The organism is Lachnospira sp. CLA-JM-H23 (assembly GCF_040096425.1).
GTDB classification, from domain to species: Bacteria; Bacillota; Clostridia; order Lachnospirales; family Lachnospiraceae; genus Lachnospira; species Lachnospira rogosae.
Map to the genome: position 1 here is coordinate 19,015 of NZ_JBBMET010000009.1, position 19,075 is coordinate 38,089.

16 protein-coding genes and 1 other RNA gene are annotated in these 19,075 nt (G+C 35.7%); 1 reads left to right on the forward strand and 16 read right to left on the reverse strand.

What is annotated here, in order from left to right:
- Positions 1-78 precede the first annotated feature (78 nt).
- Positions 79-1,032 (forward strand): pectinesterase family protein, encoded by a 954-nt coding sequence (locus tag WMO42_RS11540; RefSeq protein ID WP_055174283.1) that lies wholly within the window; start codon positions 79-81, stop codon positions 1,030-1,032.
- Positions 1,033-1,079: 47 nt separating this feature from the next.
- Here the strand turns inward: WMO42_RS11540 and WMO42_RS11545 are convergent, their stop codons facing one another.
- From WMO42_RS11545 to WMO42_RS11620, 16 genes are all read right to left on the reverse strand, one after another.
- On the reverse strand, positions 1,080-1,817 hold the full coding sequence (locus WMO42_RS11545) for a DUF4352 domain-containing protein (protein ID WP_022502200.1): 738 nt from the start codon (positions 1,815-1,817) through the stop codon (positions 1,080-1,082).
- A gap of 63 nt (positions 1,818-1,880) precedes the next feature.
- A complete protein-coding gene (locus WMO42_RS11550; RefSeq protein ID WP_055174282.1) occupies positions 1,881-3,623 on the reverse strand; it encodes an ATP-binding protein in 1,743 nt (580 codons plus the stop codon).
- Positions 3,624-3,649: 26 nt separating this feature from the next.
- Positions 3,650-4,324 carry a response regulator transcription factor gene (locus tag WMO42_RS11555; RefSeq protein WP_022502202.1) on the reverse strand — a complete coding sequence of 225 codons (675 nt, stop codon included), beginning with the start codon at positions 4,322-4,324 and terminating at the stop codon, positions 3,650-3,652.
- A 171-nt stretch (positions 4,325-4,495) separates the two neighbouring features.
- A complete protein-coding gene (locus WMO42_RS11560; protein WP_022502203.1) occupies positions 4,496-5,074 on the reverse strand; it encodes a hypothetical protein in 579 nt (192 codons plus the stop codon).
- Between the two features lie 11 nt (positions 5,075-5,085).
- Positions 5,086-5,565: a Cys-tRNA(Pro) deacylase gene (gene ybaK, locus WMO42_RS11565; protein ID WP_055174280.1), complete on the reverse strand. Its 480-nt coding sequence runs from the start codon at positions 5,563-5,565 to the stop codon at positions 5,086-5,088.
- A 151-nt stretch (positions 5,566-5,716) separates the two neighbouring features.
- On the reverse strand, positions 5,717-6,307 hold the full coding sequence (locus tag WMO42_RS11570) for a cytidylate kinase-like family protein (protein ID WP_022502205.1): 591 nt from the start codon (positions 6,305-6,307) through the stop codon (positions 5,717-5,719).
- Positions 6,308-6,378: 71 nt separating this feature from the next.
- Positions 6,379-7,749 carry an MATE family efflux transporter gene (locus WMO42_RS11575; RefSeq protein WP_116443835.1) on the reverse strand — a complete coding sequence of 457 codons (1,371 nt, stop codon included), beginning with the start codon at positions 7,747-7,749 and terminating at the stop codon, positions 6,379-6,381.
- Between the two features lie 284 nt (positions 7,750-8,033).
- Positions 8,034-8,374: a transfer-messenger RNA gene (gene ssrA / locus WMO42_RS11580) on the reverse strand.
- Positions 8,375-8,566: 192 nt separating this feature from the next.
- Positions 8,567-9,043, reverse strand: coding sequence for an SsrA-binding protein SmpB (gene smpB / locus WMO42_RS11585; RefSeq protein ID WP_022502207.1), 477 nt, complete (start codon positions 9,041-9,043; stop codon positions 8,567-8,569).
- A gap of 35 nt (positions 9,044-9,078) precedes the next feature.
- A complete protein-coding gene (gene rnr, locus WMO42_RS11590; protein WP_349192330.1) occupies positions 9,079-11,214 on the reverse strand; it encodes a ribonuclease R in 2,136 nt (711 codons plus the stop codon).
- A gap of 118 nt (positions 11,215-11,332) precedes the next feature.
- A complete protein-coding gene (gene secG, locus WMO42_RS11595; RefSeq protein ID WP_022502209.1) occupies positions 11,333-11,590 on the reverse strand; it encodes a preprotein translocase subunit SecG in 258 nt (85 codons plus the stop codon).
- 119 nt (positions 11,591-11,709) lie between these two features.
- On the reverse strand, positions 11,710-13,251 hold the full coding sequence (gpmI, locus tag WMO42_RS11600) for a 2,3-bisphosphoglycerate-independent phosphoglycerate mutase (protein WP_022502210.1): 1,542 nt from the start codon (positions 13,249-13,251) through the stop codon (positions 11,710-11,712).
- 171 nt (positions 13,252-13,422) lie between these two features.
- Entirely contained in the window at positions 13,423-14,172 is a 750-nt protein-coding gene (gene tpiA, locus WMO42_RS11605; RefSeq protein WP_022502211.1) for a triose-phosphate isomerase, read from the reverse strand.
- Between the two features lie 316 nt (positions 14,173-14,488).
- Positions 14,489-15,682 (reverse strand): phosphoglycerate kinase, encoded by a 1,194-nt coding sequence (locus WMO42_RS11610; protein WP_055307142.1) that lies wholly within the window; start codon positions 15,680-15,682, stop codon positions 14,489-14,491.
- A gap of 192 nt (positions 15,683-15,874) precedes the next feature.
- Positions 15,875-16,906, reverse strand: coding sequence for a type I glyceraldehyde-3-phosphate dehydrogenase (gene gap, locus WMO42_RS11615; protein ID WP_055174276.1), 1,032 nt, complete (start codon positions 16,904-16,906; stop codon positions 15,875-15,877).
- 196 nt (positions 16,907-17,102) lie between these two features.
- The gene (locus WMO42_RS11620; protein ID WP_055174275.1) at positions 17,103-18,800 is read right to left on the reverse strand and encodes a Na/Pi cotransporter family protein; all 1,698 of its coding nucleotides are present in this window, start codon (positions 18,798-18,800) and stop codon (positions 17,103-17,105) included.
- Positions 18,801-19,075 lie beyond the last annotated feature (275 nt).

Here is a 19,075-nt window from a genome sequence, read left to right on the forward strand (position 1 = left end):
AATGATATAATAGCACATAGGTTTTGCATTTACTATATTTCATCAGATGTAAACCTAATAAAATTTATGGAGGCTTATATGATTACTGTTTCAAAAGATAATACAGGTGACTATACATCTATTCAGGAAGCTGTTGATGCTATAAGCAGCTCAACAGTATCAGAGACAATTTTTATTAAAAATGGTACTTATAACGAGCGTGTTGAGATTACACACAATAATATAACTCTTATTGGTGAGTCTATGGATAACGTAATTATAACCAAAGACTATTACGCATTAATGACTATGCCTGATAACACCAAACGTGGTACCTTCAGGTCTTATACTTTCTTTGTACACGCCAATAACTTCCACGCCTATAATATTACCTTCGTGAATTCATCAGGCTTTGGTACTGAGGTTGGACAAGCTATCGCTGTATATGCGGAAGGGGATAATATTACTTTCAAAAACTGCAAACTACTTGGTCATCAGGACACTCTCTTTACCGGTCCTCTCCCTCTTAAAGAAAAACAGCCGGGCGGATTTACAGGTCCTACAGAATTCGCACCAAGAATTCTGTCAAGACAATTATATGAAGACTGCTTTATAAGCGGTGAGATTGATTTCATCTTCGGAAGTGCTACTGCATATTTTAAGAATTGTACATTATATGCCTTAAACCGCAATAAGGAAATCAACAGTTATTATACCGCACCTTCTACATATGAAGGCCAGAAATATGGCTATGTATTTGAAAATTGCAATTTCACTGGCAACTGTCCAGATGGAACATGTTATTTAAGCAGACCTTGGAGAATACACGCAAAGACCGTATTAATAAACTGTAAATATTCCTCTCAGATTGCTGGCTCAGGTTTTCATGACTGGAATAAGCCTGAAGCACACGAAACAACATTTTACGCTGAATACAACGGATATGGTGAGGGCTACAAGCCTAATGAAAGAGCTTCATTTGCACATATCCTGACAGCAGATGAAGCTGCTATGTATACTAAAGAAAATGTATTAGGAAAAGATTTCAGATAAAATGAAAAAAGTATCGGACAGGATCTGCCTCTCCGATACTTTTTATATTACTGTAAATTAATTGTTTCTACCTGCTGTGTTCCAGATAACACTTCAAGCTTCATACCAGAAGCTCCGGCATCTGTTGTTGAAACCTGAAATACTGCTGCCGCTGTATATTCCTCTCCTGCATTGATTGTAACCTTATCAAGATTACATATATCATTCTTTAACATTGACTTATACTGTGTGTAAGTGCCACTTCCTGCACTAAGCTTCATTGTGACATTAGCTGACTTAGTTGTTGCATTATATACCGCTGAACCTGTATTCTTAATTGTAAACTCAACTGCTACTACCTTACAGCCGCTATCTGCCGGAACACATACAGCATATGCATCTGTTGGATATCTGTTACCTACCGATACCTTCTTATAGCTAACAGTAACACCACTAAGACCTAAGGCTTCAGTAATGCTTGCCGCCTTAATACCTGCCTGAGTTGTTCCTGTTGTACTTGTCGTACCTGTCTGTCCCACGGCTGTTGTTGTCTGCTTGTTAGCTGCTGTTGTACCAGTAGTATTATTCTTTCCAGTAGTTGTTGTACTCTGTCCTGACTTATTAAATGTTGGATTACTAAGCTTAGAATACTTCCATTCATTAGCATAGGAATGTCTAAGCAGAGTACCTGCTATGTATTCAGCTACAATATCATTCTGTTCATTGTCCATTGTTACATCATCAGCACAACCTGCCAGCGCAAATACACATACTGCTGACAAGACAGCTATAGCTATCTTCTTCATATAATCTCCATTCCTGCGTTCCTCTAATACGCACCACAATTCAATTCAACTATATGAATTCTATCATAATTTGCAATCAAGGTCAAACCAGAACTCAACTCCATCAGAAACATTTCTCACACCGCATTGCTTACCCATAGATTCAACAATCGCCTTAACAATTGAAAGCCCTATTCCGTTACCGCCATACTCTCTTGTTCTGGCTTTATCTACCTTATAGAACTTCTCCCATATATGTTCAATATCCTCCTCGGGTATATTCTTTCCAGAATTGTATACAGTAACCCTTACATTATCTTTATCAATCTGTTCAACATTCACTTTAATGATGTTCTCATTACAGCAGTGATTAATTGCATTAGAGATATAATTAGTTATCACCTCTTCAACCTTATATTCATCTGCCCATACATAAAGAGGTTCTTCACTCATAAATGTCTGTATTGTTAGTTCCTTCTGTGAAGCCCTTAATTCATTAGCGGCGGCTACTGACTTTACAAGCTCATTAATATCGAATCTTTCCATAACAAGCTCATCTTCACCAAATTCAATCTGGTTAAGCGTAAGAAGTCTCTTCACCATATTATTCATCTTGTTGGCTTCATCTATAATAACATCACAGTAGAAATCCATACTCTCCGGATCATCTGTAATGCCTTCCTTAAGCCCCTCTGCATAGCCCTGAATAAGTGCTATAGGTGTTTTTAATTCGTGTGATACATTTGATAAGAAATCTGTTCTCATCTGCTCAAGCTTTTCCTTCTTATCAATATCTCTTTGGAGTTCAAGGTTGGCAGCCTTAAGCTGTGAAATATTCTCCTCAAGCTTATGGGACATATTATTCATACTATCTCCCAAAAGTCCTATCTCACCTTTATCATCGCCCTCATAATGTGCCTCAAAATCAAGGTTAGACATTCTCTCTGCTATATCAGAAAGCTGCTTTATAGGACGTGAGATATATGAGGATAACACAAATGCCGCAACAACACCTATAAGAAGTGTTCCTATACCAACATAAGTTATAAGCGTATTAGAAATGTGCACGTTATCTTTGACACTCTGTATAGGAGTCCTTATAAGAATAAAATCACCATTATCCAATGTTCCCCATAATTCGATATAGTCATCTAACAGACGACTGTCATATACTTCCTGAACTGTATATTTATCATTCTCAAGTATAATCTCCCTGACCTCGTTAGCTCCGTTGCCTGACATATCGATAATCTTTTCCGGAGGTGTCTTCTTATCACCATTGTTATCAGAATTACCACCAAATAATGCTGACTTATCACTATCTGACAAATCACCAAAATCATTTTTCATATTATTATCATCTGTGCCACTTCCGCTGTTCTGGCCATTCCTGCTATCAGAAGAAGTACCATTATTATCAGTGCTTCCGTCTGTGTTAGATGAATCACTATTACTCTTAGATGGTATATTCTGGAAAATATCATTATTAAATATACTCTTTTTCAATCTTTCCAGAAGCATCTCATCTCCGTGAGTGCTTACATAAAAAGTCGTCCAGTCACTATTTACTATAATCATAGATATGCCCTTAGAGGTCGATATCTGTTCAAGATTATTCCGTAAATCTGTTTCTGAAATACTATCATCTGAATATTGTATACACGCATCATTTACTGAACTATATGCGTTCAACATCTCCTGCTGTTTATCTTCCATATAGAACTTTTCTGAAAATATTATATTAAATACAAGAAGAAGAACTATAAGAACACATATCATTCCACCAATCAGCAGCGTTATTTTAAATTTAATCGAATGTTTATTCATCTTGGTATTCCTCAGCTAATACTAAGTTAAATTTCAAACTTGTATCCCATTCCCCATATAGTCTTAATATAATCACCCTTATCTCCTAGCTTCTTTCTAAGCTTCTTAACGTGGGTATCTATTGTTCTAGCATCTCCAAAATAGTCATAATTCCATACGTTATTAAGTATCTTCTCCCTTGATAATGCAAGACCTTTATTATCAACAAAATATGTAAGCAGTTCAAATTCCTTAAAGCTTAAATCAATCTCCTGTCCGTCAATCTTAACAATATGTGCGGCTTTATCAATAATAATTCCACCTACATCTGTCACCTCACTGCTATCAATGCTGTAACTTCTTCTAATAAGCGCATCAACTCTTGCTGTAAGAATCTTAGGACTGAAAGGCTTTGCTATATATTCATCTGCACCACATTCAAATCCATTTAATTCGCTTGATTCATCGCTCTTAGCTGTAAGCATAATAATAGGCACTTTAGAATTCTTTCTAATCTCCCTGCATACATCCCAGCCATTCATCTTAGGCATCATAACGTCAAGAATAACAAGTGATATATCCTTATCCGCATAAAATCTGTCAAGTGCTTCCTCTCCGTCACCAGCTTCAATAACTATATATCCTTTTCTTGTAAGGAAATCACTTACAAGCTTACGCATTCTGCTTTCATCATCAACCATTAATACTTTAATATTATCCATTGTATACTCCAATCCGTGTTAATAATTACTTTAAATATGTCTATATAACTTCTATAATATTATATAAAGCAAAAGCTAAAGCACATTTTGCCACTCTTTATTGTATATTAAATAATAATTATGTTAAAAATGTGTCCTTAATGTTAAGAAAATGTGTTTACTGCTTTTTAATTACCTCTTTTTATTGTTAAGTTCCTGCTCCCTTGCCTTTAAAGACTCCTCTTCCGACTGCAATTCCTGCTGCCACTGGGCATACCTGTTCTGGATAGTGACCTCATAATTTAATATATTAGGGTTAGAACTTGTCTTTAATATTACAAACATCGCAATAATTACTATAACAAGAATAATATTTAATACCATAGCCCTTATGAAATTATTCCTGTATTTTGCTACCTGAATAGACAGATTTCTTAGTTCACTCTTAAATTCTATCTGTTCCTTTCGTTTGTCGAGTGCTTCCTGTGTATCCGCATTTATCGGGATAGGCTGGATTTTGTCATTAGGTATCTCACTGCTCTTGTATAAAAATGTCTGTAACTGCTTAAGGTAATTCATTCCTATCTGTGTCGAGAATAATTTACGTTCTATTATTTTATTATAAAGATTATATACCTGCTTAGGATCTTTCGTATTAGTCTTTGCCGACACATATTTAATAGCATTAAGTTCATCTTTGGCCAACTGGGCATCTTCTTTAGTATTAAACTCATACCCGCCAACCATATGCTTCTTGACTTCCTTGTCCATATGCAGACCTCCTATTCAACAGTAATATCATCTTCTTCTATCTTTATCACTTTCTTTAATTCGCTGTAATCGGTTTCTATCTGAAATCCTATCTTTCCAGCACTGAAAAATATTGTATCTTCAATATCAAGCACACTCTTATCTATAACAGTTCTAAAGAACTTCTTCATACCAACCGGTGAACAGCCACCGTGAATATAACCTGTAAGCAAAAGCAGCTCCTTTGACTTTATCATCTCAATATTCTTCTCACCTACACATTTGGCAGCTTTCTTAAGGTCGAGTTCTTCTGCTACAGGAACCATAAACACGTAATGATTGCCGCTCTTGCCTATTGTAACAAGTGTCTTAAATGCTCTCTTAGGGTCTTGTCCAAGTGCCGCCGCAACTTCCACACCGCTTACTGCACCTGACTCCTTATATTCGTGTACTTTATATTTAATCTTCTTCTGGTCAAGACTTCTCATAACATTAGTCTTATCTGCGGACATAATATATTCCTCCAATTCTATAATAATTGCCTTTAGTCAAAGTATTTAAACTCCTCGCAGGAATTGTAAATTGCTTTGCATTAATAATAAAATAATCAGCACACAAATGCAATCAATTCAACTATTAAATCTTATCACTACATATAAAAATCTACTGCTGTGCACATTCCATTATAATCTTCTCACACATATCATACCCTAGCTGTGAACTATTTAATGTCAATGTGTAATTTCGTGCCATTCCCCACTTCTGGTCTGTATAATAACGATAGTTAGTCATACGTCTTTTATCAATATCTGCTGTCATCGCTACAGCCTCAGTTTCTGTGACATTATATAATCTGCATATTCTCTTTACTTTTTCAGGCATATCTGCGTGTATAAAAATATTAATAACATCCGTCCTGTCTTTTAATATATAATCAGCATTTCTTCCTATAATTACACAGCTATCATTTTCTGCTATTTCAAGAATTACTTTTCTCTGAGCCTCATACACCATATCTTCTACTGATTTTCCTGTTGTATCACGTCCTGTAAGTGCATATGCAAACAACCCTTTTTTAGGTGATAGTTCTGCATTCTGACTGATATACTCTTTTGAAAATCCCAACTTTTCTGCTATCTGGCTGATTATATCTTTATCATAATATTTCATTCCCAGCTTCTTAGCGACTTCTTCTCCGATAAATCGTCCACCGCTTCCAAACTCCCTGCTGATTGTAATAATTTTATTTGCCATATGTAAGCCTCCTCATTCAATTAAAATTTTTCTTATTTCAGATTTGTCACAGACTAATCCATTTTATGAATTTATTCACTTAACTTCTCTACTTTATTTTTTCTGATTTTCTTTAAAAATACATATCCAGCCAGACAAGCGATAATCTCTGTTATTGGAAATGCCCACCAGATAAGCGATACACCAGCCTGTCCATTTCTTACAAAAGCAGAAAATATTCCCGCCAATGGCAATATTATAATAAGCTGTCTAAGAAGCGATATAACCAGTGACTCTATTCCACCATTTAATGCCTGATAAATTCCCTGATACGCAACATTTATTCCTGCAAATATAAAACTTATTGAAATAATTCTCATTGCTCCTATGAAATATTCTCTTGACTGCCCTGCATTAAATAAAGCTGCAAATGCACCTGGAAAAATCTCTGTAATTGCTGCCCCTGCAATCATAAGTACAATTGTATATATAAGACCATATTTTATTCCGTCTTCTATTCTCTTTCTACTTCCCATTCCATAAGCAAATGCTATTATTGGTGTAATTGCATCTCTTAAACCAAAAGCTAAGAACAATACAAACTGCTGAACTTTATAAAATAGTCCATATGCCGTCTGTGCAGAAGGATTGAACTTCAAATTCAAATTCATAACATAAACCATAATAGACATAAGAGCCTGTGCTATAATCGCTGGAAGTCCGATTGCATAAATTTCTTTTATAATTCCGGCATCTGGTTTCATATATTTAACACTATGCTCAAATTCCTTATTTAATTTCATATGGAAAATAAATAATAATCCTGCCGATACAACCTGGCCAATAACTGTTGCATATGCAGCACCTTTTACTCCCATCTGCGGAACAGGTCCTATACCATATATCATAATTGGGTCCAGAACAATATTTACAACTGCCCCAACTACCTGTCCTATTGTGGAATAAAGTGAACGTCCTGTTGCCTGCAATAATTTCTCAAACAACGAAAAGAATATAATTCCAAAGGAAATAACACAACATATTCTAAGATAGCTTACTCCCATCAAAATAACTTCTGTATCAACAGTCTGTGAAGAAATATATGCTTTCACCCCAAAAACACCAAATAATAAACATACCGCATAAATAATTACTCCAAGAAACAGACTGTTTCCTGCAATCTTGGCAGCTTTCTTGTTATTACCTTGTCCAAGCGTTCTTGCAAGAAGTGCATTTGTTCCTACACCTGTTCCAATTCCTATTGCCACCATAAGCATTTGAACAGGAAATACCAATGTCAGTGCATTAAGTGCCGCTTCACTTCCAACTTTCATATTTCCAACGAATGCACTGTCTACAATATTGTAAACCGCCTGTAATGCCATTGATAAAATCATTGGTATACCCATCTGTACCATAAGCCTATTTACTGGCATTTCTCTCATTCTGTTACTTTCTGCCATCAAAATCCTCCTTTTTCTGCATAAAAAAAGTGTGTATTTATACCGTAAGCTGGACTTACGCTGATAAGCTACACACTTTTTAATGACAATTATATAATTATTAAAATGCGTATAATTACGCACAAAAAAAGAGTAGCAAAACTGGATTTACGCTAGTCTGCTACTCGTTTGTTAGATATTATATTTCTTATTTTTTAAAAAGTCAAATAAAAATTGCTCTGATTTTTATAAGAAATTTTTATAATGACATATTCTTTTGTTAATATAAAAATCGAAAAGTTGCTAAGTGGACCTGAGGGGAGTCGAACCCCTGTCCAAAAGCCCATCCGCTGTTCTTCTACTATCATAGTCAGTTATTTGACATTCCCTTATGCATACGGGAACTAACACCCTTATGCACTTAGTAGCTTCATAATACGTCCATAACCGCAAAGCTTAAGCTATGTCGTTTCTCACATATTCGAAGCCTGGATCCTAAAGTGTGAGTGCTCTAGGTCAGACTGCTGCAACTTAGGCAGCGTATGCTAAATTATCTTCAGCGTTTATATTTAAGTTTGCCATTTAACGCATTGCATACGGATAGCTTCACCAGTTTCAAAACCCCTGTCGAAACCTTTACAAGCCCATATATTAAATTATAGTCTTTAACGACCATATAATATATAACATTATATACCACTTAAAGTCAATATATTCTTATAAATAAAAAATTAATTTTTTTATAAATTATGATAAGATGAGCACAAAAGTGCTCACCTTAAAAGTTTTGCCTTTACCAGCCGAACACCCTCATCATTGCAATCTAACCATTCAAAACCTACCCCAGATTTCTAATCTTAAAGTCCTTAGCTGCCTCCCGCTGCTGGTCTTTCTTCGCTATTGAATCTCTCTTATCGTAATTCTTCTTACCTTTTGCAAGACCTATCTGCATTTTAACCTTGCCATATTTCAGATAAACCTGCAATGGCACAAGTGTATAGCCCTTGGTAGAAAGCTGTCCTGCAAGCTTATTAATCTCACTTTTATGAAGAAGCAGCTTCTTAGGTCTTAATGGGTCTTTATTGAAAATATTACCTTTTTCATAAGGTGTGATATTCATATTAATGGCAAATACTTCCCCATTAATTATCTGTATATACGACTCTTTGATAGAACATTTCCCCTGTCTTATTGACTTAACCTCAGTTCCACAAAGTTCAAGCCCTGCTTCAAGCTTATCTTCTATAAAGTAATCAAAATACGCTTTCTTGTTGTTGGCAATTAATCTGTTGCCGCTTGCACTGTCTTTGCCCATACATATCCTCCATTATCTAATTACTTAATTGCTTACTATTCTTCATAATCCTGTGCAAACATAAAATCTATCGTTCTTGATATTGCATTAGTATCAACAACAACAACCCTGACTTTCTGTCCAAGCTTATATGTCTGATGAGTTGTTTCATTAAACATCTCGTAATGATTTTCATCAAATACATAGTAACCACGCATATTATTGACAGAAACCATTCCTTCTATTGTATTAGGAAGTTCAACATATATACCCCAATTCGTTACTCCTGATATTACACCATCAAAATACTCTCCGATATGTGCACTCATATACTGAACCATTTTCAGCTTATCAGTATCTCTTTCTGCCTCATCTGCACGGCGTTCAGTTGCACTCGCCTGTTCTGCAACATCTGGAAGGATTTTATCATAATGAAGCTTTCGCTTCTCACTCATTCCTCCATGAAGACATTCTTTAATTATTCTATGAATTTGCAAATCCGGATATCTTCTTATTGGCGAAGTAAAATGGCAGTAATATTTTGCCGCAAGTCCGAAATGTCCAATACATTCCGCTGTATACTTAGCCTTCTTCATAGACCTTAATGTAAGTCTGCTTATAAGATTTTCCTCGTCACTTCCCGCTATTTTTTCAAGAAGCTTCTGTAATTCTTTAGGATGAATTTCATCAGTTATATGCATTGAATATCCAAAATTATTAATAAATGTAGATAATTTTAATATCTTTTCCGGGTCAGGATTTTCGTGTGTTCTATAAAGAAATGGTACTTCCTGCCAGAAATAATCTTCTGCTACTGTCTCATTAGCAGCAAGCATAAAATCTTCTATAAGCTTAGTTGCTACATTTCTGTCATATGGCTTAATATCTACAGGCCGTCCATCTTTATCAAGAATAATCTTAGATTCAGGAAAGTCAAAATCTATTGAACCTCTCTTAAATCTTTTCTTTCTTAATATATCAGCACATTCCTGCATAAGCTTAAACATATCTACAAGCTCACTGTACTTTGCACATTCTTCTTTATCATTATCTTCAAGTATCTTTTTAACAGATGTATAAGTCATTCTTCTATTTACATTGATAACTGACTCGCATATCTTATGGCCTATTATGTTACCTTTCATATCTATATCCATAAGACAGCTTAATGCCAGTCTGTCACATCCTTCATTCAACGAACATATTCCATTGGAAAGCTGGTGCGGTATCATAGGAATAACCCTGTCAACCAGATACACGCTTGTTCCTCTCTTAAGAGCTTCCTTATCAAGTGGACTGCCCTCTTTAACATAATGACTTACATCAGCAATATGCACGCCAAGATGATATATATCATTTTCTTTAGTTAATGATACTGCATCATCTAAATCCTTAGAATCCTCGCCGTCTATTGTCACCATAACAACATCTCGCAGATCCGTCCTGCCTGCTATATCATTGCCATCAACCTCATCTGGTATGCCCTTTAATTCCTTCTTAACACTATCTGGAAATTCTTCTGGCAGGTCATAGGCTTTTACTATTGATAAAATGTCTGTTCCCGGATCATCCATATGTCCGATTACTTCAATTATCTTACCCTCAGGATTCTTTCTTGCACTGCCGTAGCTGCTTATCTTAACTACTACTTTACTGCCTGTAACCGCTCCTATTTCGTGTTCCTTAGATACGAATATATCACAGCCAATCTTCTGGTTATCAGGCACAACAAATCCAAAATTCTTATTCTTCTGATATGTTCCAACCAAAGTCTTAACTTCGTGGTCTAATATCTCTATTATCTTACCTTCACGTCTTCTATCACCATTCTTCTGTGCTGTAATTACAACTTTAACTTTGTCGTGATAAAAAGCATCCTTAGTATCACTTGCTTTGACAAATATATCATCATCCTGCCCATCTACAACAACAAAACCAAATCCCCTGCTTGTACTCTCAAATGTTCCTACAAGTGCAACATTATCAGGCTTCATATATTTCCCCTTCTTGCTTACACCTATAGTTCCGTCTGCAACTAAAGAATCAAGAACCTCCTGAAGTTCGTGTCTTAATTCTTTAGGAATACCAAGAAGAATTGCTATCTCCTTTGTCTTCATAGGAACATATAATTCATTATTGAGTATCAAATCAGCAAGGTTTTTCCTTCTTTCCTTGAAAACACTACTTTTCATAGTTTCCTCCATTCCATTACTATAATTCAACATCAATCTGCAATATAATATATATTTAATATTTATTACACAAAAACGCCCTTAAGATACTATATCTTAAGAGCGTTAATGTTATCAATTAGAAATTAATATTTAAAATAATAGCTATTACAACGAATAATACAGCAAGAACTTTAGTAATAGTTACAAGCTTACCTTCCATTGAACGACCTTTATTCTTACCCCAGTAAGTATCAGCAGCACCACTAATAGCACCTGATAAACCATTCTGTTTACTTTCCTGCATAAGAACTACTATTGTTAAAAATATACATACTAATATAAATATACCCATTAAGACTATTCTTAATGTATCAGCCCATGACATACCAAACATATATCAAACCTCCTATTGCAATAATCACAATGAATTGATTATAACAAATAAATATTAAATGTGCAACTAATATCTATAACTAATTGTCCATCTGTGCACTATATAATCCTATCTATGAATTATTTCTTAATAAGAAGTGATTCTCCTGTCATCTCTGCCGGCTTCTCCATTCCCATAATCTCAATAAGAGTTGGAGCTATATCACAAAGTCTTCCACCTTCTCTAAGTGTATATGCTTCATCATAATTGACAAGAATAAATGGAACTGGATTAGTTGTATGTGCTGTATGTGGTGCACCTGTTTCATAATCTATCATCTTCTCTGCGTTACCATGGTCAGCACATATGAATAATACTCCGTCAACATCCTTAACAGCCTGTACAGCCTTGCCAACAAGCTCATCTACCTTTTCTACAGCCTTAACTGCTGCCGGAATAACACCTGTGTGACCAACCATATCAGGGTTCGCGAAGTTGATTACGATAACATCATACTTATCTGACTTAATTGCCTCAACTAAATCCATACCAACCTCTGGAGCACTCATCTCTGGCTTAAGGTCATATGTTGGGACATCCTTAGGTGAGTTAACAAGAAGTCTGAACTCATCTACATTAGGATCTTCAACACCACCATTAAAGAAAAATGTTACATGTGCATACTTCTCTGTCTCAGCAAGACGAAGCTGCTTCTTGCCATTATTAGCAAGGAATTCGCCAAATGTATTCTTGATTTCTTCTTTCTTGAATGCAACTAACTTGTTAGGGATTGATTCATCATAATCCTTGAAGCATACAAATGTAGTTGGAATATATTCTCTTTCAAAACCTGTAAACTTATCATCACAGAAAGCTCTTGTCATCTCTCTTGCTCTATCTGGACGGAAGTTAAAGAATATTACTGAATCGTCAGGCTTAACAACTGAAAGTGGCTTGCCATTCTCTGTTATTACTGTAGGAACAACGAATTCATCTGTAACATCTGCCGCATAAGACTCTTCAAGTGCCTTAACTGCATTATCTGCTGACTTTCCTTCACCTGTTGTAAGTGAAAGATATGCTTCCTTTACTCTGTCCCAGTTATTATCTCTATCCATAGCATAGTATCTTCCCGCTAAAGAAGCTACTTTACCAACACCAATCTCTGCCATCTTGTCTTCAAGCCTGGCTACAAAATCTTTAGCTGAAGCTGGAGGTGTATCACGTCCATCAAGGAAAGCGTGTACATATACATTAGAAACTCCATTCTTCTTAGCCATCTCAAGTAAACCATATATATGTGAAATGTGGCTATGAACACCACCATCTGATAAAAGTCCGAAAAGATGTAAATCGGAATTATTCTTCTTGCAATTCTCCATAGCAGCAAGAAGTTCTTCATTCTTATAGAACTCTCCGTCTTCTATAGCCTTTGTTATTCTTGTAAGATCCTGATATATAATCCTGCCAGCACCAATATTCATATGTCCAACTTCTGAATTACCCATCTGACCATCTGGAAGACCTACATAAAGTCCAGATGCGTTACCCTTAACAAATGGATATTCTTTCATTAACTTATCCATAACAGGAGTATTAGCCATAGCTATTGCATTACCCTCTGTTCTATCACTTAAACCATAACCATCAAGTACCATTAATACAACTGGTTTCTTACTCATATTATTTTCCTCTTTTCTAAGATAGCAATATCTTTAATATTCTCTCTAATTATTCCTGTTGTATGATAGCATACTTATTACTAATTTGCAATTTAGAATAATTATAATTATATTAAAAAGCAATAAGCCATACCTAGAATTACTTCCGTATATGGCTTACTATGTATCTTATTATATATTGTAATTAACAATTTCACAAAAATCCGGCTTAAGACTTGCACCGCCTACAAGACCGCCATCTATATCAGGCTGCCTGAATAATTCTGCAGCATTACCAGCATTAACAGAACCTCCATAAAGAATTCTTATTGAAGAAGCTGCTTCTTCTCCATATAACTTCCTTATATCTAATCTTATAGCCTCACATACTTCCTGAGCCTGAGCTGATGTAGCAACCCTGCCTGTTCCAATAGCCCATATAGGTTCATATGCAATAACACACTTCATAGCATCTTTAGCTGACACCTGTAAAAATGCTGCGTCAATCTGCTTATTAATGAAATCCAATGTTATGCCTTCTTCTCTCTGCTGGATAGTCTCACCACAGCATATAATAGGTGTCAATCCATATTCAATTGCTTTTCTTACTTTGCGGTTGATGCACTCATCATCTTCACCAAAATATTGTCTTCTTTCTGAATGTCCAACTATAACATAATCAACACCAGCCTCTTTTAACATTCCTGGTGAAATCTCACCCGTATATGCACCTTTTTCTTCATAGTGCATATTCTCGGCACCAACCTTAATATCTGTTCCTTTGACTGCGTCTACAACTGGTATAATGTCTATTGATGGAACACAAAACACTACATCAACATCACGATTAGAGAACTTATCACGAAGCTCACATACAAGCGATACTGCTTCCTTTGGTGTCATATTCATTTTCCAGTTTCCCGCAACTATCTTCTTCCTCATACTACAATCACGCCTCCATACAATATAACTGATTAGCTTATTCATCATTATTACCAGCTCAGTTATTTTAATAAAAAAATTATATCATACAAATTTATAAAAAGCCACTAATAATGCAAATATTTAAAATAAATACAATGTATGTACCTAAGTATTTTATATATACAACATATTGTATTAAGACAAGCTTAGTTTTATGATTATTTTCAAACAAAAGGAGCCGTATATATCAATATACAGCTCCTTTTGTGTATTGCCCGACTGAATTAACTGTCAATTAACCAATCAAAGCTATATGTTTATGTCAGTAAACACTCTATTTGTCATTAGCTGCTACTACACCTGGGAGTTCCTTACCTTCAAGGAATTCAAGTGAAGCACCGCCACCTGTTGAAATATGTGTCATCTTATCACCGAAACCAAGGTTATTAACTGCGGCTGCTGAATCACCACCACCGATAATTGTAGTAGCATCTGTAAGCTGAGCTAATTCTTCTGCAACAGCAATAGTTCCCTTTGCAAAGTTAGGGAATTCAAATACACCCATAGGTCCATTCCATACTACTGTCTTGGCATCCTTAAGAGCATCCTTGTAAAGCTCACAAGTCTTAGGTCCGATATCCATACCCATATCATCATCTTCCTGGCATCCAGCTTCAACTACATGGAAAGGAGTATCGTTCTTGAATTCCTTTGTTACTACTGTATCAACAGGAATAAGCATCTTAACACCCTTAGCTTCAGCCTTAGCCATCATTTCCTTAGCATAGTCAAGATAATCTTCTTCAACTAATGACTGTCCAACGTGACCACCATGAGCCTTCTGGAATGTGTATGACATACCGCCACCGATAATAAGTGTATCAACCTTATCAAGAAGGTTGTTAATAACAGAAATCTTTGAAGACACCTTTGAACCACCAAGAATAGCTACGAAAGGCCTTACTGGATTATTAACAGCATTTCCAAGGAAATCTATTTCTTTCTGCATAAGGTAACCAACTACTGCTGTATCAACATACTTTGTTACACCTACGTTAGAGCAGTGTGCTCTGTGTGCTGTACCGAAAGCATCATTAACAAATACATCAGCGATTGAAGCTAAATCCTTAGAGAATTCATCACCATTCTTTGTCTCTTCTGCTCTGAAACGTGTATTCTCAAGAAGAATAACATCTCCATTATTCATAGCTTCAACAGCAGCTCTTGCATTGTCACCAACTACTGTATCATCAGCAGCGAACTTAACTTCCTGTCCAAGAAGCTCTGAAAGTCTTTTAGCAACTGGTGCTAATGAAAATGCCTTATCAGCTCCCTTTGGCTTACCAAGATGTGAGCAAAGAATAACCTTTCCTCCATCAGCTATTAACTTCTTTATTGTTGGAAGTGCAGCAACAAGACGTGTTTCATCTGTAATCTTATCACCATCTAATGGTACATTAAAATCACATCTGCATAAAACTCTTTTGCCATTAACGTTGATATCATCAACTGACTTCTTATTAAGCATATCTATATCCTCCAAATTATCATTACTAGCTTATTGACAGTGACCTGTAAACAACCCAGGTATGCCTGTTCTGTCCCGCCATACATCAGGACAGTCTTAACATACTTATCAAAATACCGGAGAATGAATTCTCATCTCCGGTATTATTACAAGTTAAATAAATTAACCCTTAATGGTCAATGTATATTATAATTACTTGCTTAATTCAGCGAAGTACTTAATTGTTCTAACCATCTGGCTTGTGTATGAGTTCTCGTTATCATACCAAGAAACTACCTGAACCTGGCAGCCACCGTTTGGAAGTTCGTTAACCATTGTCTGTGTAGCATCGAATAATGAACCAAATCTCATTCCAACGATATCACTTGATACGATAAGTTCTTCATTGTAACCAAAGCTTTCTGTAGCAGCAGCCTTCATAGCAGCATTAACTTCATCAACAGTAACCTTCTTAGCTACAACAGCGTTAAGGATTGTTGTAGAACCTGTAGGTGTAGGAACTCTCTGAGCAGCTCCAATAAGCTTTCCATTAAGTTCTGGGATAACAAGACCGATAGCCTTAGCAGCACCTGTTGAGTTAGGAACGATGTTGCAAGCACCAGCTCTTGATCTTCTTAAATCACCCTTTCTCTGAGGTCCATCAAGTATCATCTGGTCACCTGTGTAAGCGTGAATTGTGCACATAATACCTGATTCGATTGTTGCACAGTCATTAAGAGCCTTAGCCATAGGAGCTAAGCAGTTAGTTGTACAAGAAGCAGCTGAGATAATCTGATCATCTGCTGTAAGTGTTTCGTGGTTAACATTGTAAACGATTGTCTTTAAATCGTTACCAGCTGGAGCTGAGATAACAACCTTCTTAGCACCTGCATTGATATGAGCCTGAGCCTTAGCCTTTGATGTATAGAAACCTGAGCACTCAAGAACTACGTCAACATCAAGATCTCCCCATGGGCAGTTGTTAGCATCTGGCTCTTTGTAGATCTTAATTGTCTTACCCTTTACTGTAATTGTACCTGCTTCATCATCAGCTGTTACCTGATCTTCCTCACCGAAATCAACATATCTTCCCTGTGATGAATCATACTTTAAAAGATGAGCTAACATCTTAGGGCTTGTTAAATCGTTGATAGCAACTACTTCGTATCCTTCTGCACCGAACATCTGTCTGAATGCAAGTCTACCGATACGTCCAAAACCATTAATCGCAACTTTTACTGACATAAAAATAAATCCTCCTAATATAAAGATTGTTAATAAAAAATCAACTACATTGTATTCTACATAAAACAATTTAAAATATCAAGTGTTAATTCCTATTTTTTACAAATTATTGTATATTTCGCCATTCAAATTAAACTTTTTACCATATTCCATTAATCTTATTATATCTAGTCTGTTCTGAAACTCACTAATCAGCTTATTTTTTCTCTTTTATCTCTGCTAACACACAGTCCGCAAGATTATTAGCGTGATCTGACATTCTCTCAAGATTAGACAAAATATCAAGGAATACAACGCCATTAGATGGCTTACATAATCCAGAAGATAATCTCTCGATATGTTTATTTCTTAATTCTTCTTCTAAATCATCAACCTCGTCTTCTATACGGCATACATTATCTGCTGCAACCCTGCTGAACTTTTCCCTGGCTTTAATTGCCTCTGAGAAACAGACAATAACCTTTTCAGATAACTTCTTGAGTTCTTCCATTCCATGCTGGGAGAATATTATTTCATTATCTATCTTGTATTTGGCAAGATCAGACATATTCTCTGCATGGTCTGACACTCTCTCAATATCAATAATCGCATGGAATAAATCATTAATAAGTAAATGCTGTTCTTCCGTTATGGAAAGATTATTAACTTTTATGAGATATTCTGTAAGATACTTTTCATAGAGGTCAACCTTGTGTTCCGTCTCTATGACTTTATCTATCATATCCTGATCATTGTTCATAACAGCACTTACCGAATATTTTATATTATCCAGTGACAGATTGCCCATTATGATAACTTCGCTGAGTGCCCTGTCAACCGCTACTGATGGCTGTTCTAATATTCTGCTGTCAAAATGTCTTGATAACTCTGCCGCATAACTGTCGCTTGCCTCTAATGAAGCATTTTCTTCATCTTCAGTCTTCTCTCTTATAATTATGCCTGAAAGTTTAACAAGCAGACTTCCAAATGGCATCATTATAGTTGTACATATTATGTTAAAGAACGTATGGAATATAGATATTTCCACACTTGTTATATTATGCACAGCTAACGCAGGTTTAAACATAAATAATATAAAAGCACCTGTTCCAAATATAACTGCTCCCGCAACATTAAATAAAAGATGCATACAAGCTGCTCTCTTTGCATTCCTTGTTGTACCAGCACTTGATATAATTGCAGTTACACACGAACCTATATTCTGCCCCAACGTAATAAATACTGCCGCATTGGTAGTAACCACTCCATTAATTGCGAGTGTCTGTAATATACCTACTGATGCAGAAGAGCTTTGTAGAATTGCTGTTACTACAATACCAATTGCAATGCCCAATAATGGATTACTTCCTACTACTTCAAACGCTTTTGAAAAAATAGGTGCATCTGTATATGGAGATATCGACTCTGACATAAAATCAAGTCCTAAGAATAAAAGTCCGATACCTACAACTATCTCTCCTGCCATTTTCTTTTTAGGCTTCTTACTAAACAATACAAGAATTGCACCGATTCCTACAAGCAGAGGTGCATAAAATGATGGCTTTAACACTTTGACAGCATCTCCGAGCTGTCCTAAAGATACAATCCATGCTGTTATGGTTGTACCAATGTTAGCACCCATTATAACTCCTACAGCCTGTACAAGTGTCATAAGACCAGCATTAACAAATCCAACAACCATAACTGTTGTCGCGCCACTACTCTGAATTATGGCTGTTATAAATGCTCCAACAAGAACAGCTAATAATCTGTTCCTTGTAAGATAGCCTATGAGCTGTTTCATCTTGCTTCCCGCTGACTTTTGCATACCATCTGCCATTATGTTCATTCCATATAAGAACATACCGATGCCGCCTGCAAACATAAACAAATTGCCAACTAACTCAATATTCACTTTTTTCTCCTGTCCTGCACATACTAATTATCTGTTAATAAAGATTTATCTATACTTAATAAAAGTAAAGAAATTGTGCATTTTGTGTAAAGAATGTAAAAATACGTTTACATAATAACAATCAATTCAAATATTTTCAAGGGCTTTAGTACCATTTTCAAACTAATAATGCTATAATCAACAATATAATAATTATAAATATGATGTGAGTATCAGAATAATCTTTACTGCTCACTTATACATCGTGATTGTTTAGCAGCCCACATAATAACAAT